23 protein-coding genes are annotated in these 26,094 nt (G+C 61.2%); 13 read left to right on the forward strand and 10 right to left on the reverse strand.

The genetic code is table 11. The annotated features are described in order from the left end of the window. Positions 1 to 162: 162 nt before the first annotated feature. The gene (locus J9892_RS01970) at positions 163 to 645 is read right to left on the reverse strand and encodes a MarR family transcriptional regulator (RefSeq protein ID WP_042017340.1); all 483 of its coding nucleotides are present in this window, start codon (positions 643 to 645) and stop codon (positions 163 to 165) included. 94 nt (positions 646 to 739) lie between these two features. Here J9892_RS01970 and J9892_RS01975 point away from each other — a divergent pair, with 94 nt between their 5' ends. Continuing rightward, positions 740 to 1,621 (forward strand): EamA family transporter, encoded by an 882-nt coding sequence (locus J9892_RS01975; RefSeq protein WP_043154179.1) that lies wholly within the window; start codon positions 740 to 742, stop codon positions 1,619 to 1,621. A gap of 73 nt (positions 1,622 to 1,694) precedes the next feature. Here the strand turns inward: J9892_RS01975 and pgm are convergent, their stop codons facing one another. Further along, positions 1,695 to 3,344 carry a phosphoglucomutase (alpha-D-glucose-1,6-bisphosphate-dependent) gene (gene pgm / locus J9892_RS01980; protein WP_010674109.1) on the reverse strand — a complete coding sequence of 550 codons (1,650 nt, stop codon included), beginning with the start codon at positions 3,342 to 3,344 and terminating at the stop codon, positions 1,695 to 1,697. A 53-nt stretch (positions 3,345 to 3,397) separates the two neighbouring features. Then, a complete protein-coding gene (seqA, locus tag J9892_RS01985) occupies positions 3,398 to 3,907 on the reverse strand; it encodes a replication initiation negative regulator SeqA (protein WP_042017344.1) in 510 nt (169 codons plus the stop codon). 290 nt (positions 3,908 to 4,197) lie between these two features. Here seqA and J9892_RS01990 point away from each other — a divergent pair, with 290 nt between their 5' ends. From J9892_RS01990 to fldA, 4 genes are read left to right on the forward strand one after another with little or no spacing between them, the layout of a single operon-like run. Further along, the gene (locus J9892_RS01990; RefSeq protein WP_113977976.1) at positions 4,198 to 4,962 is read left to right on the forward strand and encodes an alpha/beta fold hydrolase; all 765 of its coding nucleotides are present in this window, start codon (positions 4,198 to 4,200) and stop codon (positions 4,960 to 4,962) included. Positions 4,963 to 5,017: 55 nt separating this feature from the next. Continuing rightward, complete coding sequence (locus J9892_RS01995; RefSeq protein WP_010674106.1) at positions 5,018 to 5,239, forward strand: DUF2788 domain-containing protein; 222 nt, start codon at positions 5,018 to 5,020, stop codon at positions 5,237 to 5,239. Between the two features lie 20 nt (positions 5,240 to 5,259). Continuing rightward, complete coding sequence (ybfE, locus tag J9892_RS02000) at positions 5,260 to 5,556, forward strand: LexA regulated protein (RefSeq protein WP_005325670.1); 297 nt, start codon at positions 5,260 to 5,262, stop codon at positions 5,554 to 5,556. Positions 5,557 to 5,596: 40 nt separating this feature from the next. Beyond that, positions 5,597 to 6,121, forward strand: a complete 525-nt coding sequence (gene fldA / locus J9892_RS02005; protein ID WP_010674104.1) for a flavodoxin FldA — start codon at positions 5,597 to 5,599, stop codon at positions 6,119 to 6,121. Positions 6,122 to 6,189: 68 nt separating this feature from the next. Here fldA and J9892_RS02010 read toward each other — a convergent pair whose 3' ends face one another. Further along, on the reverse strand, positions 6,190 to 6,663 hold the full coding sequence (locus J9892_RS02010; protein WP_010674103.1) for a DUF4442 domain-containing protein: 474 nt from the start codon (positions 6,661 to 6,663) through the stop codon (positions 6,190 to 6,192). A gap of 231 nt (positions 6,664 to 6,894) precedes the next feature. On the opposite strand from J9892_RS02010, the gene fur reads away from it, so the two are divergent. Next, a complete protein-coding gene (gene fur, locus J9892_RS02015) occupies positions 6,895 to 7,323 on the forward strand; it encodes a ferric iron uptake transcriptional regulator (protein WP_010674102.1) in 429 nt (142 codons plus the stop codon). A gap of 99 nt (positions 7,324 to 7,422) precedes the next feature. On the opposite strand, the gene glnS is transcribed toward fur, so the two are convergent. The 3 genes from glnS to nagE form a co-directional block, all read right to left on the reverse strand. Then, positions 7,423 to 9,084, reverse strand: a complete 1,662-nt coding sequence (glnS, locus tag J9892_RS02020) for a glutamine--tRNA ligase (RefSeq protein WP_010674101.1) — start codon at positions 9,082 to 9,084, stop codon at positions 7,423 to 7,425. Between the two features lie 338 nt (positions 9,085 to 9,422). After that, the gene (locus tag J9892_RS02025) at positions 9,423 to 12,086 is read right to left on the reverse strand and encodes a beta-N-acetylhexosaminidase (protein WP_043155196.1); all 2,664 of its coding nucleotides are present in this window, start codon (positions 12,084 to 12,086) and stop codon (positions 9,423 to 9,425) included. Positions 12,087 to 12,208: 122 nt separating this feature from the next. After that, positions 12,209 to 13,663 (reverse strand): N-acetylglucosamine-specific PTS transporter subunit IIBC, encoded by a 1,455-nt coding sequence (nagE, locus tag J9892_RS02030; RefSeq protein ID WP_039039841.1) that lies wholly within the window; start codon positions 13,661 to 13,663, stop codon positions 12,209 to 12,211. A gap of 272 nt (positions 13,664 to 13,935) precedes the next feature. Here nagE and nagB point away from each other — a divergent pair, with 272 nt between their 5' ends. From nagB to J9892_RS02045, 3 genes are read left to right on the forward strand one after another with little or no spacing between them, the layout of a single operon-like run. Beyond that, a complete protein-coding gene (gene nagB / locus J9892_RS02035) occupies positions 13,936 to 14,736 on the forward strand; it encodes a glucosamine-6-phosphate deaminase (RefSeq protein ID WP_043155198.1) in 801 nt (266 codons plus the stop codon). A gap of 9 nt (positions 14,737 to 14,745) precedes the next feature. Continuing rightward, a complete protein-coding gene (nagA, locus tag J9892_RS02040; protein ID WP_043155200.1) occupies positions 14,746 to 15,891 on the forward strand; it encodes an N-acetylglucosamine-6-phosphate deacetylase in 1,146 nt (381 codons plus the stop codon). A gap of 4 nt (positions 15,892 to 15,895) precedes the next feature. Beyond that, entirely contained in the window at positions 15,896 to 17,110 is a 1,215-nt protein-coding gene (locus tag J9892_RS02045) for an ROK family protein (protein WP_010674096.1), read from the forward strand. 142 nt (positions 17,111 to 17,252) lie between these two features. Here J9892_RS02045 and J9892_RS02050 read toward each other — a convergent pair whose 3' ends face one another. The 3 genes from J9892_RS02050 to aspS all read right to left on the reverse strand — a co-directional run bounded on the left by J9892_RS02050 (position 17,253) and on the right by aspS (position 21,922). Beyond that, positions 17,253 to 18,878, reverse strand: a complete 1,626-nt coding sequence (locus J9892_RS02050; RefSeq protein ID WP_029314244.1) for a phosphoethanolamine--lipid A transferase — start codon at positions 18,876 to 18,878, stop codon at positions 17,253 to 17,255. A 436-nt stretch (positions 18,879 to 19,314) separates the two neighbouring features. After that, positions 19,315 to 20,055: a YebC/PmpR family DNA-binding transcriptional regulator gene (locus J9892_RS02055; protein ID WP_104455637.1), complete on the reverse strand. Its 741-nt coding sequence runs from the start codon at positions 20,053 to 20,055 to the stop codon at positions 19,315 to 19,317. Between the two features lie 100 nt (positions 20,056 to 20,155). Then, positions 20,156 to 21,922 (reverse strand): aspartate--tRNA ligase, encoded by a 1,767-nt coding sequence (gene aspS / locus J9892_RS02060; RefSeq protein WP_010674093.1) that lies wholly within the window; start codon positions 21,920 to 21,922, stop codon positions 20,156 to 20,158. A gap of 428 nt (positions 21,923 to 22,350) precedes the next feature. Between aspS and J9892_RS02065 the strand changes: the two genes are divergently transcribed. From J9892_RS02065 to J9892_RS02080, 4 genes are all read left to right on the forward strand, one after another. Next, entirely contained in the window at positions 22,351 to 23,199 is an 849-nt protein-coding gene (locus J9892_RS02065) for a DUF72 domain-containing protein (protein ID WP_210537944.1), read from the forward strand. A gap of 333 nt (positions 23,200 to 23,532) precedes the next feature. After that, complete coding sequence (gene cmoA / locus J9892_RS02070; protein ID WP_210537945.1) at positions 23,533 to 24,270, forward strand: carboxy-S-adenosyl-L-methionine synthase CmoA; 738 nt, start codon at positions 23,533 to 23,535, stop codon at positions 24,268 to 24,270. Positions 24,271 to 24,273: 3 nt separating this feature from the next. Then, a complete protein-coding gene (gene cmoB, locus J9892_RS02075) occupies positions 24,274 to 25,251 on the forward strand; it encodes a tRNA 5-methoxyuridine(34)/uridine 5-oxyacetic acid(34) synthase CmoB (RefSeq protein ID WP_102948186.1) in 978 nt (325 codons plus the stop codon). A gap of 82 nt (positions 25,252 to 25,333) precedes the next feature. Then, positions 25,334 to 26,092: an ATP-dependent zinc protease gene (locus J9892_RS02080; RefSeq protein WP_010674089.1), complete on the forward strand. Its 759-nt coding sequence runs from the start codon at positions 25,334 to 25,336 to the stop codon at positions 26,090 to 26,092. Positions 26,093 to 26,094 lie beyond the last annotated feature (2 nt).

Genomic DNA, 26,094 nt, shown 5'->3' on the forward strand with positions numbered 1-26,094 from the left:
TTGGACAAACAGGCAGAGCAGTTCAAGTTACCCGCCCGCCGAGAACGAAGTTACCCAAGGTGCATCAAAGCCAAACCACAGAAGTATGCGACGAGAAAACCTAGTAAAAACAATGCCAGTCAGGCTTAACTGACTGGCATTAGGCCCGCAGGCCCGTTTTTTTTATTCGTTTTCCAGCAGCCAGCGTTTGAGCAGGGCGGCCAGCTGCTCCTGTTCGGCCAGGCTCAATGGGGCCAGCAGGCGGCGCTCGTTCGCCACGTGCTGTTCCACCGCATGGTCAACCAGCTCCCGCCCCGGCTCCGTCAGGCAGACCAGCAGGCTGCGTCTGTCATCGGGGGAGGCTTCACGTCTTATCAGGCCACGCTGCTCCAGCTTGTCGAGCCGGGCCGTCATGGCCCCTGAACTCAGCATGGCGGACTGGTAGAGCGCGGTCGGGGTCAGCGGCTCACCGGCCCGACGCAGGGTCGCCAGGATATCGAAGTCAGACCCCAGCAGACCGCACTCCTTGAGGGTCTCGCTCACTTCGCGCCCGGCGATCGCCGCCATGCGCGCCACCCTCCCCAGCACCCCCATGGGGGTGCAGTCGAGGTCCGGGCGCTGCCGGGCCCACTGGGCCAGCAGCTGATCTACATGATCACTCTCCATTCGGGCTCCATTATCTTTACATGAAGATACTTGATAATAAACCAACTCGCGGCTAATGTATCTTTACTTAAAGATACTTTGTTACGAGATAACCATGCCGCTGCTGATCGCCCTGCTCGCCCCCCTGCTCTGGGGCAGCACCTATGCCGTCGTCAGTCTCTACCTGACCGACTACTCCCCCTACTGGGTGGCCGTGTGGCGCGCCCTCCCCGCCGGGGTGCTGCTGCTGTTGCTCCATCCCCGCAGACCGCCTCTCGTCTGGAGCAGGCAGTTCCTGCTGGCGTTTTGCAACATCACCGCCTTCTTCGCCCTGCTGTTCGTGGCGGCGTTTCGCCTGCCCGGCGCCGTGGCGGGTACGTTGGGAGCGACGCTGCCCCTCATCCTGATGGGGCTGGCCTGGCTGCAAGACGGTGTCAGACCGACGCTCAAGTGGCTGTTGCTGGGGGTGATGGGGCTCGTCGGGGTGCTCTTGTTGCTCAATCCCTCTGCCAATCTGGATCCCGTCGGCGTGGCGTGCGCCCTGCTCGCCACCCTGCTCATCGGCCAGTCGAGCCGCTGGATGCAACGCTGGCCGGTGGACGATCTGCTGGCTCTGACCGCCTGGCAGCTGCTGCTGGGCGGCCTGATGCTGATCCCGCTGGCCTGGTGGCTGGCCGGCCCCATGCCCCTGCCCAAGGCTGACGCCACTCCCGGGCTTATCTGGCTGGTGATCCTCAACACGGCCCTGGCCTACTGGGCCTGGCTCTGGGGACTCAAACGCCATGGCCCGGAGGTGATGGGGATGCTGGCCCTCACCAATCCCATGGTGGCGGTCTCCTGCGGTGTGCTGATGGTGGGAGAAACCCTGGATGGCCGTCAGTGGCTCGGCATCGGCATCATCCTGCTCTCTCTCTTCCTGATGAAGCTGCCGGCCCGCTCCTTCCTCAAGCGCTGGCAGAACCGCAAGGCCGCCATCGGCAGCGTCGACAACGGCTGATCCGCAGTCAACCCGACACAAAAAAAGAGGAGCCACCAGGGCTCCTCTTTCACATGGGTTGTTGCCGTTAGGGTCAAACGCCTGCCTTGGCCAGGGCGGCGGAGACGATCTGCTGGGCTTCCTGCTGGATGAGGTCCAGGTGCGCCTCCCCCTTGAAGCTCTCCATGTAGATCTTGTAGATGGACTCGGTGCCGGAGGGGCGCGCCGCGAACCAGCCGTTCTCGGTCACCACTTTCAGGCCGCCGATGGCGGCATCGTTGCCCGGCGCCTTGGTCAGCTTGGCGAGGATGGGCTCGCCAGCCAGGGTGGAGGCTTCCACCAGGGCCGGATCCAGCTTGGAGAGCACCGCCTTCTGGGCGCTGTTGGCCGGGGCATCGATGCGGCGGTAGCTGGAGCGGCCGAATCTGGCTTCGAGCGCATCGTAGTGGGCCTGGGGATCCTTGCCGGTCACCGCCAGGATCTCGGCCGCCAGCAGCGCCAGGATGAAGCCATCCTTGTCGGTGGTCCAGACGGTACCGTCCTTGCGCAGGAAGGAGGCACCCGCGCTCTCCTCGCCGCCAAAGCCGAACTCGCCGCTGTAGAGACCGTCCACGAACCACTTGAAGCCGACCGGCACCTCTTTGAGGGTGCGACCGATCTCGCCGGCCACCCGGTCGATCATGGAAGAGGAGACCAGCGTCTTGCCGACGGCCGCCCCCTTGGGCCAGCCGGTTCTGTGGGTGAACAGATACTGGATCGCCACCGCCAGATAGTGGTTCGGATTCATCAGGCCCGCCTTGGTGACGATGCCGTGACGGTCGTAGTCAGGGTCATTGCCAAGGGCGATGTCGAACTTGTCTTTCAGGGCAATCAGGCTCGCCATGGCGAACGGGCTGGAACAGTCCATCCGGATCTTGCCGTCTTTGTCCAGGGTCATGAAGGAGAAGGTCGGATCGACCTTGTAGTTCACCACCTCGATGTCCAGACCGTAGCGCCTGGCGATGACGTCCCAGTAGGCGACGCCGGAGCCACCCAGCGGATCCACGCCGATCTTGATGCCAGCCTGCTTGATGGCGGCCAGATCCAGCACGTTTTCGAGATCATCCACATAAGGGGTGACATAGTCGTGTTCCACCACGAACGGGCTCTTGAGGGCCTCGGCAAACGGCATCCGCTTCACGCCGGCCAGGCCCGCTTCCAGGATCGCGTTGGCGCGATCCTCCACCCACTTGGTGATCTCGCCTTCGGCAGGACCGCCGTGGGGCGGGTTGTATTTGAAGCCACCATCTTCCGGCGGGTTGTGGGACGGGGTGATCACCACGCCGTCCGCCTGGGCCACGGGTTTGCCTGCGTTGTGGCGCAGGATGGCATGGGAGATGACCGGGGTCGGCGTGAAGCCGAGGCCAGCCTGAATGCGGGTCTCGACACCGTTGGCCGCCAGCACTTCCACCGCGCTGGCAAAGGCGGATTCGGACAGGGCATGGGTATCCATGCCGACGAACAGCGGCCCCGTGATACCGGCCTGCTGGCGGTACTCCACCAGCGCCTGGGTCACCGCCAGAATGTGGGATTCGGTGAAGGCGCTGTGCAGGGCGCTGCCGCGGTGACCGGAGGTGCCGAAGGCGACCCGCTGCTCAGGGCGGCTCATGTCCGGCTTGTTGAGGTAGTAGGCGCTGACCAGACGGGGAATGTTGGTCAGATCGCAAAGACGAGCCGGCTGACCGGCGTGGGAATGCTGTGCCATGGCGTTTTCCTTGAGCTGAGCCTTGCCCGGCAAGGCCTGAAGTCATTGATGGGTTAAACGGCGCCGCACACCCGAGCCGTCAGATCCTCGTCATAACCCATGCTGTTCATGAGCTGGGCCACCATGTTCTGCTTGCGGCTGGTATTGGTATTGGTGATCACCCAGAACGGGGTCTCCGGTACCGGCTTGGGCTTGGTGGTGCTGCCACTGGCACGCAGCGCTTCCGGGTCACGGGAGAAGTAGACGCGCTTGCGCCCTTTTATCTCGGTCGCCTGGGTGAAGCCTTCCGGGTTGTCCCGATAGAGGGTGCTCAATACCAGCATGAAGCGGTTGATGGACTTCTCTTCTTTCTGAAGCTCGCCGGAGTCCAGCAACGCCTCCAGCCCCAGGGCATCTGCCACGGGTTGCGGTTGCATCGCAGGCGCGGCCGCCACGGTTGCCGTGCCGGCCTGGGCGGGTTGCTCCAGCAGGCGACGCAGGATATCGGACGCACTCTCGCCGATGTGCCGGGTCTGGCTCGCGATAAAGAAGTAGAGATCGTCATCAAGCTCGATGGTTTTCATAGGGATGCGCTGGACTCGTCGAAATTCGGATGCGGCGATTATACATAGGCAGACCCGGCAGCCCAAGCAAGGGGCGGACAGATGTGCATGAATCTCCTTGAGAATACGGCATAATGACGGGCCAAGTGTGTGATCCCCCGCACTGATAGCCGATCCCGGGGCGATATTTTTGAAAAAAAACCACAAAAAAATCCCCCACCAGGAATGAAATCCTTTTCTTTCAGTGTGTTAAAAATTATGGCGATAGAGCCCACGACCGATAAGGTGTCATTTTGCAACAATACCCACGATTGAACTTCAAGGATCAGGGCGAAGGCCCGACTGTCGTGCTGATCCATGGCCTCTTTGGCAGCCTGGACAACCTCGGCCTGCTGGCGCGCCCCCTCTGCGAACAATACCGGGTCATCAGCGTCGATCTGCGCAATCACGGCGCCTCCTTTCACTCGGACGAGATGAGCTACCCGGCCCAGGCGGCGGACATCCTGGCCCTGCTGGACCATCTTGGACTTGAGCAGGTGGCCCTGGTGGGCCACTCCATGGGGGGCAAGGTCGCCATGCAGGTCGCCAAGCAGGCCCCTCACAGGGTCAGCAAGCTGGTGGTGGCGGACATCGCCCCGGTGGCCTATCCCCACGCCCGCCACAAGAACGTGTTTGCCGGGCTCAATGCCACGCTGGCCACGCCCCCCCAGAGCCGCAGCGAGGCGGAAGCCATGCTGGCCGAGCACATCGAGATCGCCGGGGTGCGCCAGTTCCTGCTCAAATCCTTCGCCAAAGGGGAGTCTGGATGGGGGTGGCGTTTCAACGTGCCGGCCCTTGAGCGCAACTACGCCAACATCATGGGCTGGCCCGACGATGAACGCCGCTTCGAAGGCGCGACACTCTTCATCAAGGGGGGCGACTCCGACTATATGCTGCCCGAATACACCGGGGCCGCGATGGCCCAGTTCCCGGCCGCCAGGGCCCGCGTCATCGCCGGCACCGGCCACTGGTTGCACGCGGAAAAGCCGGTTTTGTTCAACAAACTGGTTGTGGATTTCCTGTCGACAGGCGGTTAACAGTTTCAAATCCTTTGTGATATAGTGCGCCCGTCTTAAGGAGTGCGCGCAATCCATGCTGAGTGAACACATCGATCTCATCGAGAGTCTGGGCCTGAAACTGTTCTTCGTGGCCATCTTCCTGCTGATTGGTCTGGCCATTCAGGACGTGCTCAAACGGGGCAATGTGCCCCGCTTCGGCCGCTTCATCGTCTGGCTGGTGCTGTTTCTGGGTTGCGCGGGTTTTGTCGCCAAGGGGCTGATCGAAATGGGCTGGGAAGGCTCAGGGATCGGCTAACTACTTTTCATCTGTGATGTATGGCCAAACAGCAAACTGATCGAACAACACTGGATCTGTTCGCAACTGAGAAGCGCCCCGGCAGGCCAAAGACCAATCCACTCCCCCGCGAGACCCAGCTCAAGATCAACAAGCGCAACCAGCTCAAGCGCGATCGTGAGAACGGGCTGAAACGGGTCGAGTTAAAGGTGGAAGCCGAGTTGCTGGAGCGCCTGAACCAACTTGCGCTGCAACAGAACGTCAGCCGAGCCGAGCTGATCCAATCTATCCTGAAGCAACAGATCGAGTCTGCTCATGCAGCAGGCATCGCAATCTGAACCGTCAAGCATCAACACCAGATACGGGTAACGAAACACTATGGCTAGTGTAGGTCTGTTTTTCGGCAGCGATACCGGTAATACCGAAGCTGTCGCCAAGATGATCCAGAAAGAACTGGGCAAACAACTGATTGAAGTCCGTGACATTGCCAAGAGCAGCAAGGCCGATATCGACAGCTTCGATCTGCTGATGTTCGGCATCCCGACTTGGTACTACGGCGAAGCCCAGGCCGATTGGGACGACTTCTTCCCCGAACTCGAAGAGATCGACTTCAACAACAAGCTGGTGGCCATCTTCGGATGCGGCGATCAGGAAGACTATGCCGAGTACTTCCTCGACGCCATGGGCACCCTGCGTGACATCGTCGAAGCCAAGGGCGCCATCATCATCGGCCACTGGCCGACCGCCAGCTACGAGTTCGAAGCCTCCAAGGCGCTCGTGGATGACAAACACTTCGTGGGCCTGGGCATCGACGAAGATCGCCAACCCGAACTGACAGCCGAGCGTGTCAAGGGCTGGTGCAAACAGCTGCACGAAGAGATGTGCCTGGGCGAGCTGGAGTGATCTGATCTCCCTCCCTCTTCATGCAACAAGGGCCCCGACGGGGCCCTTGTTGCATCTGCAGCAGGCATTCAGCCACCCCTGTGCTGGGGCTTGGATCTGACATAGAGGGTGCGCTTCACCTGGGCCACCAGCTCGCCCTGACCATCCTGCACCTGCACCTCGAACTCGGGAAAGTGCTTCTCTCCCCCCTCGGTCGCCGCCACGATCGATGCCAGCTTGGCGTCGCTCAGGGTGAACTCCGCCACCAGTTTGCCCTTGCCCGGCTTGATGAAATTGATGCTGCCCGCCTTGTCCCACACGTAGTAGCGGTTCTTGAAATAGCCCATCAGCATCAACGGGTAGATGGGATCCGTCATGGCGAACATGCTGCCGCCGAACTGGGTCCGGTTGGCATTCTTGTTCCACCAGCGGGACTTGAGCGTCACCCGGCAGAAGCGGAAATCGGGGCTCAGGGTTTCTATCTTGATGCCTGCGCCCCAGAAGGGGGGCCAGGCGTTGAGGGCGCAGCGCACCCAGGCGGCATTGCCGAAAAGCCAATCCATGGATCTCATCCGACCAGACTATAAAGAAGTCACATAGTATCAACATTCTCTGGTCGAGCAAGCGGGCCTGAATATTCCCATGACGGGCTTGATGATCTAAAGCCCTTGAATTGCTGGGTTTATTTTTAACTTGGCTACGACCTATAATGACAGGCCAAGCGAGTTCGTGGTTGCCATTACAGCGGCAGTCAATCAGAATAACCACACCTTCGAGAATGCGAATAAATAGAAATGGCAGACAACAACCAAGCGTTAAAAAAGGCCGGGCTCAAGATCACCTTGCCCCGTGTCAAGATCCTGGAAATCCTGCAACAGCCGGACTGCCAGCACACCAGTGCGGAAGATCTGTACAAACGGCTGATCGATCAGGGCGAGGAGATTGGTCTCGCTACCGTTTATCGCGTTCTCAACCAGTTTGATGATGCCGGTATCGTCACCCGTCACCATTTCGAAGGGGGCAAGTCGGTGTTCGAGCTCGCCACCCAGGAGCACCACGACCACCTGGTCTGCCTCGACTGCGGCAAGGTGATCGAGTTCTCCGACGAGGTGATCGAACAGCGCCAGCGCGACATCGCCAAGGCGCACAACATCCGCCTGACCAACCACAGCCTTTACCTGTATGGCCACTGCGCCAACGGTGACTGCAAGCACGACGATTGATTCGGCCGGGTCGGCGCAATAAAAAAGCCAGCATGATGCTGGCTTTTTTGTGTCCGCAATCCGGACCAGAAGCGGCAGGGTCTCCCCTGCCCTCTTCTATCAGGCCTCGGCCTTGCCCCAGACGTCACGCAGGGCCACGGTGCGGTTGAACACCAGGCGCTCGGCGCTGGAGAGCTTGTTGTCGGCGCAGAAGTAACCTTCACGCTCGAACTGGTAGGCAAACTCCGGCTTGGCATCCTTCAGGGAAGCTTCCACCCGGGCCCCTTCGATGATCACCAGGGATTCCGGATTCAGAGCCGCTTCGAAGTCATCCTCGGCGCCCGGGTTCGGCACCTTGAACAGACGGTCGTAGAGACGCACTTCGGCCGGCAGGGAGTGAGTGGCGCTGACCCAGTGGATCACCCCTTTCACCTTGCGGCCGTCCGCCGGATCCTTGCCCAGGGTCTCGGGGTCGTAAGAGCAGTAGATGCAGGTGACCTTGCCGTCCGCATCCTTCTCGACCCGTTCGGCCTTGATGACGTAGGCGTTGCGCAGGCGCACTTCCTTGCCCAGCACCAGCCGCTTGAACTGCTTGTTGGCTTCCTCTTTGAAGTCCGCCTCGTCGATGAAGATTTCGCGGGAGAAATGCAGCTCACGGGTCCCCATCTCCGGCTTGTTCGGGTGCGCAGGGGCTGTCAGCACCTCGTCGGCCGCCAGGTTCTCGATCACCACCTTCACCGGGTGCAGCACGGCCATGGCGCGCGGGGCGTTCTCGTTGAGATCGTCGCGGATGCAGGCTTCCAGCATGCTCATCTCGACGATGTTATCCTGCTTGGTCACACCGATGCGCTTGCAGAACTCGCGGATGGAGGCCGGGGTGTAACCACGGCGGCGCAGACCGGAGACGGTCAGCATGCGCGGATCATCCCAGCCGTTCACGTGCCCCTCGGTCACCAGCAGGTTCAGCTTGCGCTTGGACATGACGGTGTATTCGAGGTTCAGACGGGAGAACTCGTACTGACGGGGGTGACAGTCGATGCTGATGTTGTCCAGCACCCAGTCATACAGGCGACGGTTGTCCTGGAACTCCAGGGTACACAGGGAGTGGGTGATCCCCTCCAGGGCATCCGAGATGCAGTGGGTGAAGTCATACATCGGGTAGATGCACCACTCGTCACCGGTCTGGTGGTGGTGGGCAAACTTGATGCGATAGATGACGGGATCGCGCATCACCATGAAGGGGGATGCCATGTCGATCTTGGCGCGCAGGCAGGCGCTCCCTTCGGCCATCTCGCCGTTCTTCATCTTGGCGAACAGGGCCAGGTTTTCTTCCACGCTGCGATCGCGGAACGGGCTGTTCTTGCCAGGGGCGGTCAGGGTGCCGCGGTATTCGCGCATCTGCTCCGGGGAGAGCTCGTCCACATAGGCCAGTCCCTTCTCGATGAGTTCGATGGCGTAGCCGTGCAGCTTGTGGAAATAGTCGGAGGAGTAGCAGATCTCGCCGCTCCACTGGAAGCCCAGCCACTGGACGTCCTGCTTGATGGACTCCACGAACTCGATGTCTTCCTTCGCCGGGTTGGTGTCATCGAAACGCAGGTTGCACTGACCCTGATAGTCGCGGGCGATGCCGAAGTTCAGGCAGATGGATTTGGCGTGGCCGATATGGAGATAACCGTTCGGCTCCGGCGGGAAACGGGTATGCACGCTGCTGTGCTTACCGCTGGCCAGATCTTCATCAATGATCTGACGAATAAAGTTAGTTGGGCTGTTCGCCTGACTCATGGCTCACCTCAAAAATGCGTCACTGGCGGACGTTGTGCCGGCTGGCACCCTCATACCCCCGCCGTCAAGCCGGGTATGATCCCTCATTACGCGCCCTGCCTCAACCTGAATTTGGCCAATTCGGGTCATTGGCGCACCAAAAACGGCGAAACGGGAGAAATTGCAGAGATCCTGGTCAAAAAAAGCCCCGCACGGGGCGGGGTCTCAAGTGATGAAAAACAGACAAAACACACACAACAAAGGTTCACACGCAGAGTCAACCTTTCCCAAACCCGATGGCCATCGACCTTGGGAAAGGCGGGTCTTGCGACCCACCTTGCGTTATGGATTGAGAGCTATCAGTTCAGCTCGGTGACGCGGCTGGTACGCTTGCCATCGAAGCTGGTGGTACGCAGCCAGACCTTGCCATCCACGGTCGGCTTGGCGGCAGCGTCGTAGGCGCTCCAGCTCTTGCCATCCAGGCTGTACTGGATGGGCAGACCCGGCAGATCCACATTCGCTTCCAGCACACCGTTCACCACCTTGGCACCCGGTACGGAGAGGCGATATTCCACCCCGGCCTGGTCCAGTTTGGGCAGCACTCGCTGACCCAGCACGTTGGCAAACTGGTTCCACTCCTTGTTCAGGGTGGCCTTGTTGACATGCTTGGTAGTGCCGGAGAACTCGCGACCCTTCACGTAATCGAGCTCGAAGCCGCCCTTGTGCCAAGCGCGCTCGGCCACGGAGAAGATGCGCGGGTAGACCATGTACTCGTACTGGGCATCGGTGCGCACGGTTTCACTCCATTGCTGACCGGAGATCCCCTTGAACTTGACCGGATCCTGGTCACCCTTGGCCACGAAGGCGTTGCCGTCGCGGTCAACCGAGGTCTCGGCGTTCTGCGGCAGGTTTTCCGGGGCGAAGGCGAACACCTTGCGGGTGTCGTTGAAGCGGGTTGCCCAGTAGTAGCCACGCTCGGCCGGGTGTACCTCGTTCGGGAAGTCGAAGTAGAGGTAATCCGGATTGGAGAGCACCACGTCATAACCCTTGTGCGCCCACTTCATCGCTTCGTTGAAGCCACCCCAGTAGAGGGTTTCCCAGAAGTTGACACGGGTGTTGTCGGTGGCGAAGTCCTTGGCGCTGTTGGCGTATTTCAGACCATCTTCCCACGCCTGCAGGGTGGAGAAGCCGTGACCCTTGACCATCTCGCTCACTTCCTTGGCAAAGTAGACCGGCAGCTCGGCCACGTCCTTGATCTTGCCATCGTCGATCATCTTCTGGCACATCGGGGACTTGCCGAACGGCTTGTCCTGCTTGCTGGAGTCGACGTTGCCCTTCCATGCCACCAGCTCTTCTTTCTTGGTGACGGCCGGATCCTGGTAACCACCGCCCTGCATGATGTTCTTCGCCTCGTCACCACCGTAGTGCCAGGCGGTCAGCGGCTGGCCGGCGGCCTGGTGCATCTGGGCCACTTCATCCATCACCTTGGCCACGAAGGTGGCGGCACCCGGCTGGCAGGGGTTGATGAAGGACATCTTGTCGTAGAACTGCACCGAGGTGACGTTGGAGGTATCGGCCGGGTCAGTCAGACGGAACTGGTTCGCCTCGGCCTCTTTGCCCTCGCTCATCAGACGCTTGTAGCGTGCCTCCATGGAGACCACGGCGGCACGGGCGTGGGCCGGCATGTTGATCTCGGGGATCACGGTCACACCGCGCGCCTTGGCATAGCGTACCAGGTCGATGTAGTCCGCCTTGCTGTAGAAACCGGAGCCCTGGTTGTCGCTGGTGGGGCCGGAGCCGAGCTGCGGCATCAGGCACTTGGTTTCGGACTCGTCATGGCAACGCTGGCTGCCGACGTCGGTCAGCTCCGGCAGGCCCGGGATCTCCAGACGCCAGCCTTCATCGTTGGTCAGCCCCAGGTGCAGCACGTTGAGCTTCATGGCGGACATCTGATCCACCAGTTTCTTCATGGTCTCCGGGCTTCGGAAGTGACGGGCCACGTCGGTCTGCATGCCCCGGTATTCAAAGCGCGGCGCATCCTCGACGCTCATCTGACTCACCAGCTTGTCGTCAACCCCCAGCAGAGAGATCAGAGACTGGGCGCCCCAGAAGGCGCCGTCAACGTCGTGCCCCTGAATGACGGTGCCCTTCTGGCCGATGGTCATGTCGTAGCCTTCGGCCTGCTTGAGCTTGCTGCCGAGCTTGATGGTGACCGGGTAGCCGGTGTCGGAGAGGGTAACACCCAGCTTGGTCAGTTGCGCCTTCAGGGCCTCGGCGCGATCGCTCGGCAGGTCAAGGGCATTGAGCTTGATGGTGGAGAAGTCGACTTGCGGGCCGGCCTTGACCACCTGCTTCATCGGGCTTGGCAGGATGCGGTCGTCAATCTTGCCGGCAGGCAGCAGGGTACTGGTCTGGTTCGCGGCGAAACGGGTCTCGCTGTTCATCAGGATGTTGTTGTCATCCTTGGTGCGCTTCCAGCCATCGGCCGGCATCGGCTTCTCGTAGGTGCTGGCATCGTCGATGTTGCTCATGCTGGCCAGCACTTTCGGCTCGGCCCCTTCACTGGCGACATACCAGTTCGGCATGATGTCAGATTCGAACAATACCCAGTATTCCACCACCAGGGGCACCTCGACCGTGGCGTCCTTGGCAAAGCCCTGGAACTTCTCGGTCGGCGTCAAACGATAGAGGTCGCCGGTCAGGTGGGTGATGGTGAACTGGTCGTTGTCCACCCGCTGGATGCGGCGGATGGAGGAGACATAGATGCTCCAGTCCTTGGAGGTGACGTCGGCACCGGTATTGGTCAGGTGCAGCTTGGCAACGCCGCAGCTTGCCCACTCGGAGCCCAGGGCCTGGCAGTCAAGACCGGCGCCGGCACCGTCATTGGTGACGACTTCGTACTTGACGACGAGGTTGCTGGCGAGGGCGTCGACCACCGCTTGCCTGGCAGCATCGGCTGCAAGTGCGGGACCGGCGAAAACGGTAGACATGGCAATGGCTAACAGAGAATGTTTCAAGTTCATAACTGCTGCTCTCATTTGAAGTAAAGGTTGGATTTTCTTGGCTTTTTTTATATGGGGCCCCGAGGCGGGGCCCTTAGTTATGTCAACAATGGACTTAGACTTGAGGTGAGCGAGTCGCTCGATTAACGCAGGGCTTTCATCTCACCGGCGATGATCTCGGCCAATGGGCCCAGAATCACCTGCAGGTTCTGCTCACCGAGCTTGACCACACCGGCCGCGCCCAGGGCTTTGAGCTTGCGCTCGTCAACGATGCTGCGGTCTTTCAGGGTCAGACGCAGACGGGTGATGCAGGCATCGATGGTCACCAGGTTCTCCTGACCACCCAGCACTTCCAGATACTGCTTGGCCAGCTCGGTGCGGTCGGTGGTTTGAGCCTGTACCGGCACGGCTTCGTCATCTTCACGACCCGGGGTTTTCAGGTTGAACTTGGCGATCACGGCGCGGAAGACCACGTAGTAGAGGCCGAAGAAGACCAGACCCTGTACCAGCAGCATGTACCACTGGGTCGCCAGCGGGTTGCGGCTGGAGAGCACCATATCCACCAGACCGGCGCTGAAGCCGAAACCGGCGATCCAGTGCATGGAGGCTGCGATGAACACGGAGATACCGGTCAGCAGGGCGTGGATGACGTACAGTACCGGCGCCACGAACATGAAGGAGAACTCGAGCGGCTCGGTCACCCCGGTGAAGAAGGCGGCAAAGGCGGCAGCGATCATGATGGACGCAACCTTCTCTTTGTTCTCTTTCTTCGCGCTGTGGTAGATGGCCAGTGCGGCACCCGGCAGACCGAACATCATGATGGGGAAGAAGCCGGCCTGATACATGCCGGTCACGCCCACGACAGCCTTGCCGGCGTCGATGGAGGATTGGCCACCCAGGAAGTTCGGGATGTCGTTGATGCCGGCCACGTCGAACCAGAACACGGAGTTCAGGGCGTGGTGCAGACCAACCGGGATCAGCAGACGGTTGAAGAAGGCATAGATGCCGGCACCGGTGGAGCCCATGCTGACGATGGATTCACCGAAGCTCACCAGGCCACCGTAGATGACCGGCCAGACGGCCATCAGGATGAAGGAGACGACGATCATCACCACGGAGGTCACGATCGGCACCAGACGACGACCGGAGAAGAAAGCCAGCGCCTTGTGCAGCTCCACGCTGCTGAAGCGGTTGTAGAGCTCGGCGGCGATGACACCACACAGGATGCCGACGAACTGGTTGCTGATCTTGGCAAAGGCTGCCGGCACCTGGTCGGCCGGGATACCCTTGATCTGGGCCACGGCGCCCGGGCTCAGCAGGGTGGTGACCACCAGGAAGCCGACCAGACCGGCCAGCGCGGCGGAACCGTCTTTATCCTTGGACATGCCGTAAGCGACGCCGACGGCGAACAGAATGGGCATACTGTCGATGATGGCGGCGCCCGCCTTGATCAGAAACGCAGCCAGAGGGCTTCCGCCACCCCAACCGTTCGGGTCAATCCAGTAGCCAATCCCCATCAGGATCGCGGCGGCAGGCAATACCGCTACCGGCACCATCAGGGCACGGCCGATCTTTTGCAAATAACCGAGAATGTTCACGGTTCCTCTCCTTAGTTGGTGTTTTTCTAGAAATTAAGTGCTTATCACGTTCGACGCATAAGCCATCAAGGCTTGATTGGCAGTCTATGTGTTTTATTTCGCTGCGCAAATTAATAAACCAGCTTTCGTGATCATTATCACTCAACAGAGATAAAGGTAGCCGATAGATGTGGCTTAGTTTGCAATCTTTATTTACGCTATAAAACAACTTGAATCCGTGTCTGGTCCCTTGCCGTCACTCCCTGTGCGGCAACCGTACTGAGGTATATAGAATGCGCCTGATCCCGTTGAAGTCTGCCAGCCAGGTGGGTCTCTGGTCTGCCCGTTACATCGTTGACCGCATCAATGCGTTCAAACCCACTGCCGAGCGCCCCTTCGTGCTGGGTCTGCCCACTGGCGGCACCCCGCTCAACACCTACAAGCGCCTGATTGAGCTGCATAAAGCCGGCGAGGTGAGCTTCCAGAACGTGGTCACCTTCAACATGGACGAGTACGTGGGGCTGCCCAAGGAACACCCGGAGAGCTACCACAGCTTCATGCACAACAACTTCTTCAATCACGTGGACATTCGCCCGGAAAACATCAACATCCTCAATGGCAACGCCGAGGATCTGGTGGCCGAGTGCCAGCGCTACGAAGACAAGATCAAGTCCTACGGCAAGATCCACCTGTTCATGGGCGGCGTCGGCAATGACGGCCACATCGCCTTCAACGAACCGGCCTCTTCCCTGGCTTCCCGTACCCGGGTCAAGACCCTGACCGAAGACACCCGCATCGCCAACTCCCGCTTCTTTGGCGGCGACATGGAGCAGGTGCCCAAGCTGGCCCTGACCGTGGGTGTCGGCACCCTGATGGACGCCGAAGAGATCCTGATCCTGGTGGTCGGTCACGCCAAGGCCCAGGCCCTGCAGGCCACCGTGGAGGGCTGCGTCAACCACATGTGGACCATCTCCACCCTGCAACTGCATCCGAAAGGGATTGTGGTGTGCGACGAACCTTCCACCATGGAGTTGAAGGTCAAGACGGTGCGCTACTTCCAGCAACTGGAAGCCGACAATATCAAGCACCTCTGAGGAGCTCCCATGTACGCTCTGACTAATTGCACTCTCTACACCGGCAGCTGCGTGCTGACCGGTTATGGCGTGGTCATCGATGGCGACAAGATTGTCGCCATCTACCGCCAGGCAGAACTGCCCGCCGGCATCGAGCAGATTGACCTCCAGGGCGCCAACCTCAGCGCCGGCTTCATCGACGTCCAGCTCAACGGCTGCGGTGGCGTCATGTTCAACGGTCACATCACCACGGACACCCTGGCCACCATGCAGGCGGCCAACCTGAAATCCGGGACCACCAGCTTCCTGCCGACCCTGATCACCAGCCCGGATGCGGACATGAAGCAGGCCGTCGCCGTCACCCGCGACTACATGGCCGCCCACCCCAACGAGGTGCTTGGCGTCCATCTGGAAGGGCCCTACACCAACCTCAAGCGCAAGGGGATCCACCCGGCCGAACAGATCCGCCAGCCCGCCGACGAGATGATCGACTTCTTCTGCGACAACGCGGACGCCATCGCCAAGATCACCCTGGCGCCGGAGCGCAACAAGCCCGAGCACATCCGCCGTCTGGTGGAGGCCGGCATCCTGGTCTCCGCCGGCCACACCGCCGCCAACTACGACCAGGCCATGGCGGGCTTTGACAACGGCATGCGCTTTGCCACCCACCTCTACAACGCCATGACCCCGACCCTGAACGGTCGCGAGCCCGGCGTGGTCGGTGCCATCTACGATCGCAAGGATGTCTATGCGGGCATCATCGTCGACGGCCACCACGTACACTGGGCCAACGTGCGCCTGGCGCACAGGATGCTGGGGGAGCGGCTGGTGCTGGTCACCGATGCCACCGCGGCGGCAGGCGCACCGGAAGGCTTTGAGAAATTTGATTTTTGCGGTGCAACCGTCTATTTCCGCGATGGTCAGTGCGTCGATGAGAATGGTACACTCGGCGGCTCCGCCCTCACCATGATCGAAGGGGTGGAAAATCTGGTCAAACAGGTCGGATTGCCGCTCGACGAAGCACTGAGAATGGCCACCCTTTACCCCGCTCGCGCCATTGGATGGGACTCGCGTCTCGGTAGTATCCAGGTCGGAAAAATTGCCAACCTCACCGTCTTTGATCAGGCCTTCGCGGTCTGCGGGACCGTGGTTAACGGACACTACACAACACAGTGACACTATGACTGGCGGACAAATAGCAAACGTAGATCTTATCAAGCAGGTAAACAGTGCGGTCGTCTATCGCCTCATTGACCTGCAGGGGCCCATCTCGCGGGTCAAAATTGCCGAGTTGAGTCAGCTGGCCCCGGCCAGCGTGACCAAGATAACCCGGCAACTGATCGAGCACGGTCTCATCAGGGAAACCTCGCCGCAAGCCTCCACTGGCGGGCGCCGCGCCATCTCCCTGACCACCATCAAGCATCGCTTCCAGTTTGTGTCCGCCAAGCTGGGTCGCGGCTACCTGCAGCTCTCCCTGTATGACCTCGACGGCAAGGAGCTCGATCAACACATCACCCAGGTGACCGAGATCGAGCAGCAACCCGTGGTGGACATGCTGCTGCGGGAGATTGGCGCCTTCATCGACGCCAATCAGGATCGCAGCCGCAACCTCATCAGCATCGCGCTGACCATGCCGGGTCTGGTCAACCCGGAATCCGGCATGGTCATCTACACCCCCACCTACCAGATCCGCAACCTGGGGCTCGCCAAGCTCCTGGAGCACCACTTCAACCTCCCCTGCTACGTGGGCAACGACACCCGTTCGCTGGCGCTGGCCGAACACTTCTTCGGCGAGTCCCGCGACTGCATGGACTCCATCCTGGTGAGTGTCCACCAAGGGACGGGATCTGGCATCATCACCAAGGGCAAGGTGTTTCTCGGCCAGAACCGCAACGTCGGTGAAATAGGCCACATCCAGGTCGAACCGCTCGGCAAGCGCTGCCACTGCGGCAACTTCGGCTGCCTCGAGACCATCGCCTCCAACGAGGCCATCGTCGACAAGGTGAAGGAGCTCATCAGCCGCGGTCACCTGAGTTCGCTGCAAGAGAAGCACATCACCATCCAGGAGGTGTGCAAGGCGGCGGTGGCCGGTGACGAGCTGGCCCGCAGCGTGATCGAGAACGTGGGGGAGCACCTGGGGCGCGCCATCGCCATCACGGTCAACCTGTTCAACCCCCAGAAGGTGCTCATCGCCGGTGAAATCACCGCCGCCGAAGAGATCCTGATCCCGGCCATCCGCCGCTGCGTCGAACACCAGTCTCTGCCAAGTTTCCATCGCGGCCTGCCCATCGTGAAGGCGCGCTTCCAGAACCAGCCCACCATCGGCGGCTTCGCCCTGGTCAAGCGCTCCCTGCTGGAAGGGGATCTGCTGCAGATCATCATGGAGCAGAAGTAGGCCCACCCCTTCGGATACGAAAACGGCAGCCAGTGGCTGCCGTTTTTTTATGGTCTGTTTTCGCCGGTTCACCCCGCTCTACAAGGTTTGAACAGAGCGTAGGTTCGATTAGCCCCGTAGCGGCGTAATCGGACGCCGTGGTTCACCCTGCCCGGCACGGCTTGAACAGATCCAGCTTGCCGTCATAGACCTGGGTCTGCACGTCCATGATGCCGAGCATGGAGTGAAACAGGTTGTCGTGGGAGAAGCGCTTGCTGGCTGCCTCCTGTTGCAGGCAATCCAGATTGAGCTGACGGTCTGCCTGCAACTGGGGAGAGAACCAGGTCAGGAGCGGCACCCGGGTCTGATCGTCCGGTGCGAACTTGTAGGGGGTGCCGTGCAGATAGAGCCCCATGGCACCGAGGGATTCGCCGTGATCCGACAGATAGACCAGCCCCACGTTGTACTGGCTCTCCAGGCTCTTGAGCTTGTCGATGAGCTGGGCCAGCACCTTGTCGGTGTAGCGGATGGTGTTGTCATAGGTGTTCACCAGCTCTTCGTTGCTGCAGTTCTCGATGTCGCTGCGCGGGCAGTCCGGCAGGAAGACGCGATCGGCGGCCGGGTAGCGGCGATAGTAGGTCGGACCGTGGCTGCCCATCAGGTGGAAGGCCACCAGCTTGCTGCCCTGCTTGCCCTGCATGTCGGCGATCTGCTGATCCAGCCCCTGCAACAGCACCTCGTCATGACAGGCATTGCCGGAGCAGTATGCGGGGAATGCCTTGGGCTCAATCTCGATGGTGGGAACGTTTTTGCACACCCCCTTGCAGCCGCCGTCGTTTTCCTTCCAGAGCACCGAGATCCCGGCATGTTGCAGCACGTCCAGCAAGCCATCCTGGGACTGGGCCCTGGCCTCGTCATAGCCGCGCCGGGTCATGTTCGAGAACATGCAGGGCACGGAGAGCGCCGTGGCGGTGCCGCAGGAGCGCACGTTCCTGAACGAGACCACATTGGCCTCCTTCTCGGTGAAGCCGTTGGTCTCCTTCTTGTAGCCGTTGAGGGAGTAGTTCTGGCTGCGGGCCGTCTCCCCCACCACCAGGAACATCAGGGTCGGCTTCTCATGCTGGCCGATCACCCTGGCATCGGTGCCGATCTGCTGGTAGGGAATGGGAGTCGCGAAGACCACATCCCGGGCGTACTTGTAGAGCCCGTGCACATAGTTGGCGGGCACTATCTCCTTGCCGAGGGACTTGTTATTGCGCCCGACCGAGGCGTAATCCTGGTAATAAAGGGCGGCAGCCCCCACCAGAAACAGCAAGGAGAGGGCGATGGAGCCGAGGCGCAGACCCAGTCCCTTGTACCAGGGACGGGGATACTCAATCTTCACCCACAGCAGGACCAGCACCGGCAGCAGGCCGGTCAGCAGGAACCAGAGCACCACGGAGCCGTTGAGGTAGGAGCCCGCCTCCCCGCTGTTGGTCTCGATGATGTTCTGCATCATGCCCATGTCGAAGATCACCCCGTACTTGAGCATGGCGTAACTGACCAGGGAGCCGGTCAGGATGAGCAAGGCGAAAAAGGGCTTGAGCAGATAACGGAAGGTAAAGGGCAGGAACACCGCGTTGAGGGCCGCCACCAGTACCAGGGGAATGGAGAGGACAAACCCCGCCTTGACGTGTTCAAGGGCGCTGAGAATGCGATAAAAGTGCAGGAAAATGGGCCAGTTGAAGACCAGTGCAAACAGCAGCACCAGCAACAGATTGACCTTCATCACTCCCAGAGTGAGACGCATAGAGAGACTCCGACAAACCAGTGGAACTAACAACCTGCCAGCAGGCTTCGTGGTGACCATCCCGACACTCGGCCCTGAAAAACAGGACAAGAGCCAGGGAGGTCCAGATACGGGGTCATCCTAGGACGGCAAACTTAAGCGAACATTAAGAGAGGAAATCGAACCACAAGGGGAGGTGCGCGGTCTGGCACATAAAAAAACGGCAGCCCGAGCTGCCGTTCTTGCGAAGGTAAACAAGGTGTGGCACCTGTGTGTTCGCGAACCTGAACAGGGTCGCGGCAATCTCGTCGGAGCCGGGTGAGAGGACCGTTGTGGTCGCCCTCCCCCCTGCCCTGGGTCTCACAGCGTTCCCGAGAGGCAATTACAGGGTCGCGGCAATCTCGTCGGAGCAGGGGGAGAGGACCGTTGTGATCGCCCTCCCCTTTGCTCTGGGGGATCACAGGGTCGCGGCGATCTCGTCGGAGATGGAGCCGTTGTGGTACACCTCCTGCACGTCGTCCAGATCTTCCAGCATGTCGATGAGGCGCATCAGCTTGGGTGCGGTCTCGGCATCCAGTTCCGCCTCGGTGGAGGGGATCATGGTCACTTCGGCGCTCTCGGGCTTGAAGCCGGCAGCTTCCAGACCGTCCAGCACGGTGCCGAAATCGTTCGGGGTGGTATACACCTCGATGGAGCCGTCCTCTTCGGTCACCACGTCGTCGGCACCGGCTTCCAGGGCGGCGTCCATCAGGGCGTCTTCATCGGCGCCCACGAAGGTCAGCACCCCCTTCTTGGTGAACAGATAGGCCACGGAGCCGTCGGTCCCCAGGTTGCCGCCGCACTTGCTGAAGGCGTGACGCACTTCGGCCACGGTACGGTTGCGGTTGTCGGTCAGGCACTCCACCATGACAGCGGAACCGGCCGGGCCGTACCCTTCGTACACGATGGTCTCGAGCTGCTCGCCGTCACCGCCGCCGGCCCCACGGGCGATGGCGCGGTTGATGGTGTCGCGGGTCATGTTGCTGGTCAGGGCTGCCGCCACCGCCGCACGCAGGCGGGGGTTGTTGGCAGGATCGGCATCACCCAGACGCGCGGAGGTGGTGATTTCGCGGATCAGCTTGGTGAAGATCTTGCCGCGCTTGGCGTCTTGCGCCGCCTTGCGGTGTTTGATGTTGGCCCATTTACTGTGACCTGCCATAGGGACTCTCCGTTATAGTTGGAAATTTCAGTAACACTGGTTGCGCCCAGGGGGAAACGGGAAAGGCCGCATCGCTGCGGCCTTTGTTGCCGATAACGGCTTATTCGTCACCCTTGACGGTGGTCGCAATCGCCAGCTCGCCCAGTTGGGCCGGGTTGGCAAAGCTCGGGGCGTCTGTCATCAGACAGGCGGCCGCCGTGGTTTTCGGGAAGGCGATGACATCCCGGATGTTGTCGGTGCCGGTCAGCAGCATGCTCAGGCGATCCAGACCGAAGGCCAGGCCGGCGTGGGGCGGGGTGCCGTATTTCAGGGCATCCAGCAGGAAGCCGAACTTCAGGCGCTGCTCGTCCGGGGTGATCCCCAGGATGTCGAACACGGTGGACTGCATCTCGCTGTTGTGGATACGCACAGAGCCGCCACCCACTTCGTAGCCGTTGATCACCATGTCGTAGGCGTTCGCGTAAGCGCCCACCGGGTTCGCTTTCAGCTCGGCCGGGCCCAGGTTGCTCGGGGCGGTGAAGGGGTGGTGCATGGCCGCCAGACCGCCTTCGCCATCTTCTTCGAACATGGGGAAGTCGATGACCCACAGGGGCTTCCAGACGTTCTCCACCAGGCCCAGATCGCGGCCCACTTTCAGGCGCAGGGCGCCCATGGCATCGCACACCACCTTCTTGGAATCGGCGCCGAAGAAGATGATGTCGCCATCCATCGCGCCGGTGCGGGCCAGGATCTCGCGCACGATGGCGTCAGAGAGGAACTTGGCCACCGGGGACTGCACCCCTTCTAGGCCGCTCCCGGCGTCGTTGACCTTCATCCAGGCCAGGCCCTTGGCACCGTAGATGCCGACGAACTTGGTGTACTCGTCGATCTGCTTGCGAGACAGCTCCGCGCCGCCCGGTACCTTCAGAGCCGCCACACGGCCTTTCGGATCCTTGGCGGGGCCGGCGAACACGGCGAACTCCACCTCGGTCAAGAGATCTGCCACATCGACCAGCTCCATGGGCAGGCGCAGATCCGGCTTGTCGGAGCCGAAGCGGCGCATGGCTTCGTCGAAGGTCATGATGGGGAAGTCACCCAGGTCCACGTTCAGGATGTGCAGCCAGAGCTTGCGGATCATCTCTTCCATGATTTCACGCACCTGGGGTGCGGTCATGAAGGAGGTCTCCACGTCGATCTGGGTGAATTCCGGCTGGCGGTCGGCACGCAGGTCTTCGTCGCGGAAGCACTTGACGATCTGGTAGTAGCGGTCGAAGCCGGACATCATCAGCAGCTGCTTGAACAGTTGGGGGGACTGCGGCAGGGCGTAGAACTTGCCCTTGTGCACGCGGCTCGGCACCAGGTAGTCACGGGCCCCTTCCGGGGTCGCCTTGGTCAGCATCGGGGTCTCGATGTCGAGGAAGCCGTGCTCGTCCATGAAGCGGCGCACGAAGGCACTGGCCTTGGCACGGGTCTTCAGGTACTTGGCCATCTCGGGACGACGCAGGTCCAGGTAGCGGTACTTGAGGCTCACCTCTTCGCTGTTGACCTGGTTGAAGTCAAGGGGCAGCGGCTCGGCACGGTTGATGATGGTCAGCTCGTGGGCGAACACCTCGATGGCACCGGTGGCCATGTCGCTGTTGCGCTGGGAGTCGGGGCGGGTACGCACCACGCCGGTCACCTGGATGCAGAACTCGCCGCGCAGCTCGGAGGCCAGGGCAAAGGCGTCCGGCTTGTCCGGATCGAAGAACACCTGCACGATGCCCTCGCGGTCGCGCATGTCGATAAAGATGAGGCCGCCGAGATCACGACGACGATGGACCCAACCGCACAATGTAATGGTCTGCCCGGCATGGGCCTCGTTGACCTGTCCGCAATAGATAGAGCGCATGGACTTCTTCCTTCGAAATGGTAGAGAGACGGTTCATCCTGGGTCGCCGGGCACGACTGGCAAGCACCGTCTGTCTCACAGCTGGCCAGATCCTGCTTCTTGCCCGGTTTGAAATCTGTCTCGGGTCATCCGGCTCCCCGAGCCGGATTCTTGCCGCCGCCCCAGGCATGCCCCCGCTCCCGACCGGGATGACGAGTGGGCGCCGGGGTATCGGCTGGCGTCGTTGTCTGGCCACTGCCGGGCCGCGATCATCGTCACCCGGGGGCTCGGTCGCGCGCATTACGACAATGTGGCAAACAAAAGGGTTGGCATTATAGAGGAAAACCTCCATTTGGGTAAAATGGCCCGCAGCCCCCTTTACCCTGTTTTTTGTTGTTCTGGCGCAAAAAGGAGGGCAAAAGTGCGCCAACCTGCCGACAGGAACCATCATGAGCCTCTATTTGGGCCTGCCCCAGTGGTCACACCCGGCCTGGCCCGGCCAGTTGCTGGGGATGAATGCCAGGCCCGCCGAGCACCTCGCCGACTATGCCCGGGTGTTCAACTCCGTGGAGGGCAACACCACCTTCTACGCCTCGCCGACCCCGGAGACGGTGCAGCGCTGGGCCGATGCTGTCCCCGACCACTTTCACTTCAGCTTCAAGTTTCCCAAGGAGATCAGCCACCAGAGCGATCTGATGAGCGCGGACAAACAGGTGACGGCCTTCATCCGCCTGCTGGCCCCCCTGCATGACAAGCTGGGACTGCTCAAGCTGCAACTGCCCGCCCGCTTCGGGCCAGAGGGGCTGGCCCGTCTGGATGCCTTCTTCGCGCGGCTGCCCCAGGATTTCACCTATGCCCTCGAGGTGCGCCACCCCGATTTCTTCGCCAAGGGGGAGGCGGAACGGGCCCTCAACCGGATGCTGATGGCGCGGGGCATCAATCGCATCATGCTCGACAGCCGTCCGCTCTTCTCGGTGCCCGCCACCACGGCCGCCATGATCGATGCCCAGGGCAAGAAACCCAGGTTGCCGGTCCATCTGCTGGCCACAGGGGGTGCCCCGGTGGTGCGCCTGATTGGTTTGCCTCAAATCGAGGACAATCACCCTTTTTTGCCACCATGGTTGCCACATTGGAAACAATGGCTCCAGGAGGGCAAGGATCTCTACCTCTTTGTTCACACCGCCGACAATGCCCGGGCCCCCGAACTCGCACGGCAGATCAGCCGCCTGCTCGGCCAGGAGATGGCCCCCTGGCCAGGAGAAAACGATCGCGCCCGCCAGGGGGTGCTGCCCTTTTGAGCGGCCCCCTCCCCGCCCCTTCTCCGTCCCCAAAAAAAGCCGCTTTTTTTGTGGCCCCACCGGGGTTGGCGTCAAGACAAACGCCCGCCTTTCCTCTACACTAGCGCCCCAAGTAAGGTCCCGGGCCTGGGTGCATGGCAATGCGTTGCCCACCCCAGCCCGGCACCCTGAGGGCCCGGACCATGGCCCGTTGCGAACAGGGGCAGCCCGAAGGATCCCGGAGCAAGCCACCCCGTTCGTCAACCGGTGACGACGCCATTTCGATGCCCGTCCACCCAAGATTCAATTGAATAAAACAGCCGCCTACCACACCGGCTGTCAGGTTGCGTCAGCATGCACGATCAGATTTTTGCCGCCCCCATCGCCCGTCTGGGAGACTTCTGCTTTGACGAGCAGGTCGTCGATGTCTTCCCCGACATGATCCAGCGCTCGGTGCCCGGTTACAGCAACATCATCTCCGCCATCGGCATGATGGCCGCCCGCTACGCCCAGCCCCAGAGCCGCCTCTACGATCTCGGCTGCTCCCTCGGCGCCGCGACCCAGGCCATGCGCCGCCACGTCACCCAGCCCGGCTGCCACATCACGGCGGTGGATCTCTCCCACCCCATGATCGAGCGGGCCCGCGCTCACCTCTCGGGCTTCAAGTCCGAGGTACCGGTGGAACTCATCGAGGCGGACATCTGCGACATCCCCATCGAGAACGCCTCCGTGGTGGTGCTCAACTTCACCCTGCAGTTCGTCGCCCCCGAGAAGCGGGCCGCCCTCATCGCGCGCATCTTTGACGGCCTGCGCCCCGGCGGCATCCTCATCCTGAGCGAGAAGTTCCGCTTCGATGACGAGCAGGTCAACAAGCTGCTCATCGACTTGCACCTCGACTTCAAGCGGGCCAACGGCTACAGCGAGCTGGAAATCAGCCAGAAGCGCACCGCCCTTGAGAACGTGATGCGCACCGACACCCTGGCGGTCCATCAGGCGCGCCTGCGGGACGCCGGCTTCACCCACCTGGACCTCTGGTTCCAGTGCTTCAACTTCGGCTCCATGATTGCCATCAAAGCCAGCGACACCAACTAAGCCATGATCGATTTCGCCCATTTTTATCAACTGATCGCCAAGAACCGGTTGAGCCACTGGCTGCACACCCTGCCCGCCCAGCTGCACGCCTGGCAGCACGACAACCTGCACGGGGATCTGCCGCGCTGGAACCGCGCCCTCGCCAAGCTGCCCGTCGTGGCCCCCGGCCGGATCGAGCTCAAAGAGCGGGTCGCCATCGGCGGCTCCGATAGCCTGGGAGAGGGTGAGCGCAAGAAGACCGAGAGCCTGTTGCGCCAGCTCATGCCCTGGCGCAAGGGCCCCTTCCATGTGCACGGCATCCACATCGACACCGAGTGGCGCTCCGACTGGAAGTGGGATCGGGTGCTGCCCCACATCAGCCCGCTCCAGGGCCGCTACGTGCTGGACGTGGGCTGCGGCAGCGGCTACCACCTCTGGCGCATGGTGGGGGAAGGGGCGAAACTGGCGGTCGGCATCGACCCAAGCCCGCTGTTCCTCTGCCAGTTCGAAGCCATTCGCCACTTCGCAGGCAACGACCAGCGCGCCCACCTGCTGCCGCTCGGTATCCAGGAGCTGCCGGCGCTGCGGGCCTTTGACACCGTCTTCTCCATGGGGGTGCTCTATCATCGCAAGTCCCCCATCGAGCACATCGAGCAGTTGCGCAACCAGCTCAAAGACGATGGGGAGCTGGTGCTCGAGACCCTGGTGGTGGACGGCGACGAAAACCAGGTGCTGATGCCCTCCGATCGCTACGGCAAGATGCGCAACGTCTGGTTCCTCCCCTCGAGCGCGGCCCTCACACGCTGGGTCGAGCGCTGCGGGTTCACCGATGTGCGCATCGTCGACGAGAATATGACCAGCACCGACGAACAGCGTCGTACCGACTGGATGATTAACGAGTCCCTGAGTGACTATCTGGATCCACACAATCCTGCACTCACGGTCGAAGGATACCCGGCACCCAAACGTGCCGTACTGATCGCCAGAAAGGCCAAAGACTAGCCGATGGCGGCTGTGGAAGTTACACTGACCCAATTCCAGGAAGCACAGTTAAATGAATGACATGAAAAGCAAATTAAAAGGAATGACCCTGCTCTCCCTGCTCAGTCTCGGCGGGTGTGTCAGTATGGAAAAAGCCCCCCCGGCCCCGACCCTGACGCTGGCCGAGCTGCGCAACGAGATCTCGTTGAGCGAGCAACGTCTGCAAACATCCATGGAACAGCAACAGAAGCAGTATGTGCAGCAACAGCACCTGCTGGTTCAGCTCAACACCGATGTCACCAACATGAAAGAGTCCGTGAAGAAAGTCGACAGCAAGCTGGCTACCCTGCCTCCCGAGCCGCCCAAGGCCATGCCCATTCCCACCGAGAAGTGCCCGGCGCCGAGCCAGGGCCACACCGTCGATGGCAAGCTGCTGGTGGGTGAAGCGGAGTGGATCTGGGTTGACGCCGCCAACGACGCCTTCCAGGCCCGGGTCGACACCGGCGCCACCACCTCCTCCATCAGCGCTCAGGAGATCACCATCTTCGAGCGCAACGGCAAGAACTGGGTGCGCTTCTTCCTGAGCCACCAGGAGATGGACGACAAGATCCAGATTGAAGCGCCCCTGGTGCGTCACGTGCGGGTCCGTCAGGCTTCCGCCGACGATCTCGACCGTCGCCCCGTGGTTCGCCTCGCCGTGCGCATCGGCGACATGACCGAGAAGGCCGAATTTACCCTGAAGGACCGCAGCGACATGACCTTCCCCGTGCTGCTGGGCCGTGAATTCCTCAAAGACATCGCCGTGGTCGACGTGGCCCGCGAATATATCCAACCCAAACCCAAGCTCAAGGATGTGAAATAATC

Source organism: Aeromonas sp. Prich7-2 (assembly GCF_017939255.1).
In the GTDB taxonomy this organism is placed as follows: Bacteria; Pseudomonadota; Gammaproteobacteria; order Enterobacterales; family Aeromonadaceae; genus Aeromonas; species Aeromonas caviae.

Coding starts and splice junctions, on each gene's coding strand:
- nagB (WP_043155198.1), top strand. CDS start 13,936: ATGCGCCTGATCCCGTTGAAGTCTGCCAGCCAGGTGGGTCTCTGGTCT.
- J9892_RS02065 (WP_210537944.1), top strand. CDS start 22,351: ATGAGCCTCTATTTGGGCCTGCCCCAGTGGTCACACCCGGCCTGGCCC.
- glnS (WP_010674101.1), bottom strand. CDS start 9,084: ATGAGTCAGGCGAACAGCCCAACTAACTTTATTCGTCAGATCATTGAT.
- J9892_RS01970 (WP_042017340.1), bottom strand. CDS start 645: ATGGAGAGTGATCATGTAGATCAGCTGCTGGCCCAGTGGGCCCGGCAG.
- fldA (WP_010674104.1), top strand. CDS start 5,597: ATGGCTAGTGTAGGTCTGTTTTTCGGCAGCGATACCGGTAATACCGAA.
- pgm (WP_010674109.1), bottom strand. CDS start 3,344: ATGGCACAGCATTCCCACGCCGGTCAGCCGGCTCGTCTTTGCGATCTG.
- nagA (WP_043155200.1), top strand. CDS start 14,746: ATGTACGCTCTGACTAATTGCACTCTCTACACCGGCAGCTGCGTGCTG.
- cmoB (WP_102948186.1), top strand. CDS start 24,274: ATGATCGATTTCGCCCATTTTTATCAACTGATCGCCAAGAACCGGTTG.
- ybfE (WP_005325670.1), top strand. CDS start 5,260: ATGGCCAAACAGCAAACTGATCGAACAACACTGGATCTGTTCGCAACT.
- J9892_RS02080 (WP_010674089.1), top strand. CDS start 25,334: ATGACCCTGCTCTCCCTGCTCAGTCTCGGCGGGTGTGTCAGTATGGAA.
- J9892_RS01975 (WP_043154179.1), top strand. CDS start 740: ATGCCGCTGCTGATCGCCCTGCTCGCCCCCCTGCTCTGGGGCAGCACC.
- aspS (WP_010674093.1), bottom strand. CDS start 21,922: ATGCGCTCTATCTATTGCGGACAGGTCAACGAGGCCCATGCCGGGCAG.
- fur (WP_010674102.1), top strand. CDS start 6,895: ATGGCAGACAACAACCAAGCGTTAAAAAAGGCCGGGCTCAAGATCACC.
- J9892_RS02050 (WP_029314244.1), bottom strand. CDS start 18,878: ATGCGTCTCACTCTGGGAGTGATGAAGGTCAATCTGTTGCTGGTGCTG.
- J9892_RS02055 (WP_104455637.1), bottom strand. CDS start 20,055: ATGGCAGGTCACAGTAAATGGGCCAACATCAAACACCGCAAGGCGGCG.
- J9892_RS02010 (WP_010674103.1), bottom strand. CDS start 6,663: ATGGATTGGCTTTTCGGCAATGCCGCCTGGGTGCGCTGCGCCCTCAAC.
- J9892_RS02025 (WP_043155196.1), bottom strand. CDS start 12,086: ATGAACTTGAAACATTCTCTGTTAGCCATTGCCATGTCTACCGTTTTC.
- cmoA (WP_210537945.1), top strand. CDS start 23,533: ATGCACGATCAGATTTTTGCCGCCCCCATCGCCCGTCTGGGAGACTTC.
- J9892_RS02045 (WP_010674096.1), top strand. CDS start 15,896: ATGACTGGCGGACAAATAGCAAACGTAGATCTTATCAAGCAGGTAAAC.
- J9892_RS01995 (WP_010674106.1), top strand. CDS start 5,018: ATGCTGAGTGAACACATCGATCTCATCGAGAGTCTGGGCCTGAAACTG.
- seqA (WP_042017344.1), bottom strand. CDS start 3,907: ATGAAAACCATCGAGCTTGATGACGATCTCTACTTCTTTATCGCGAGC.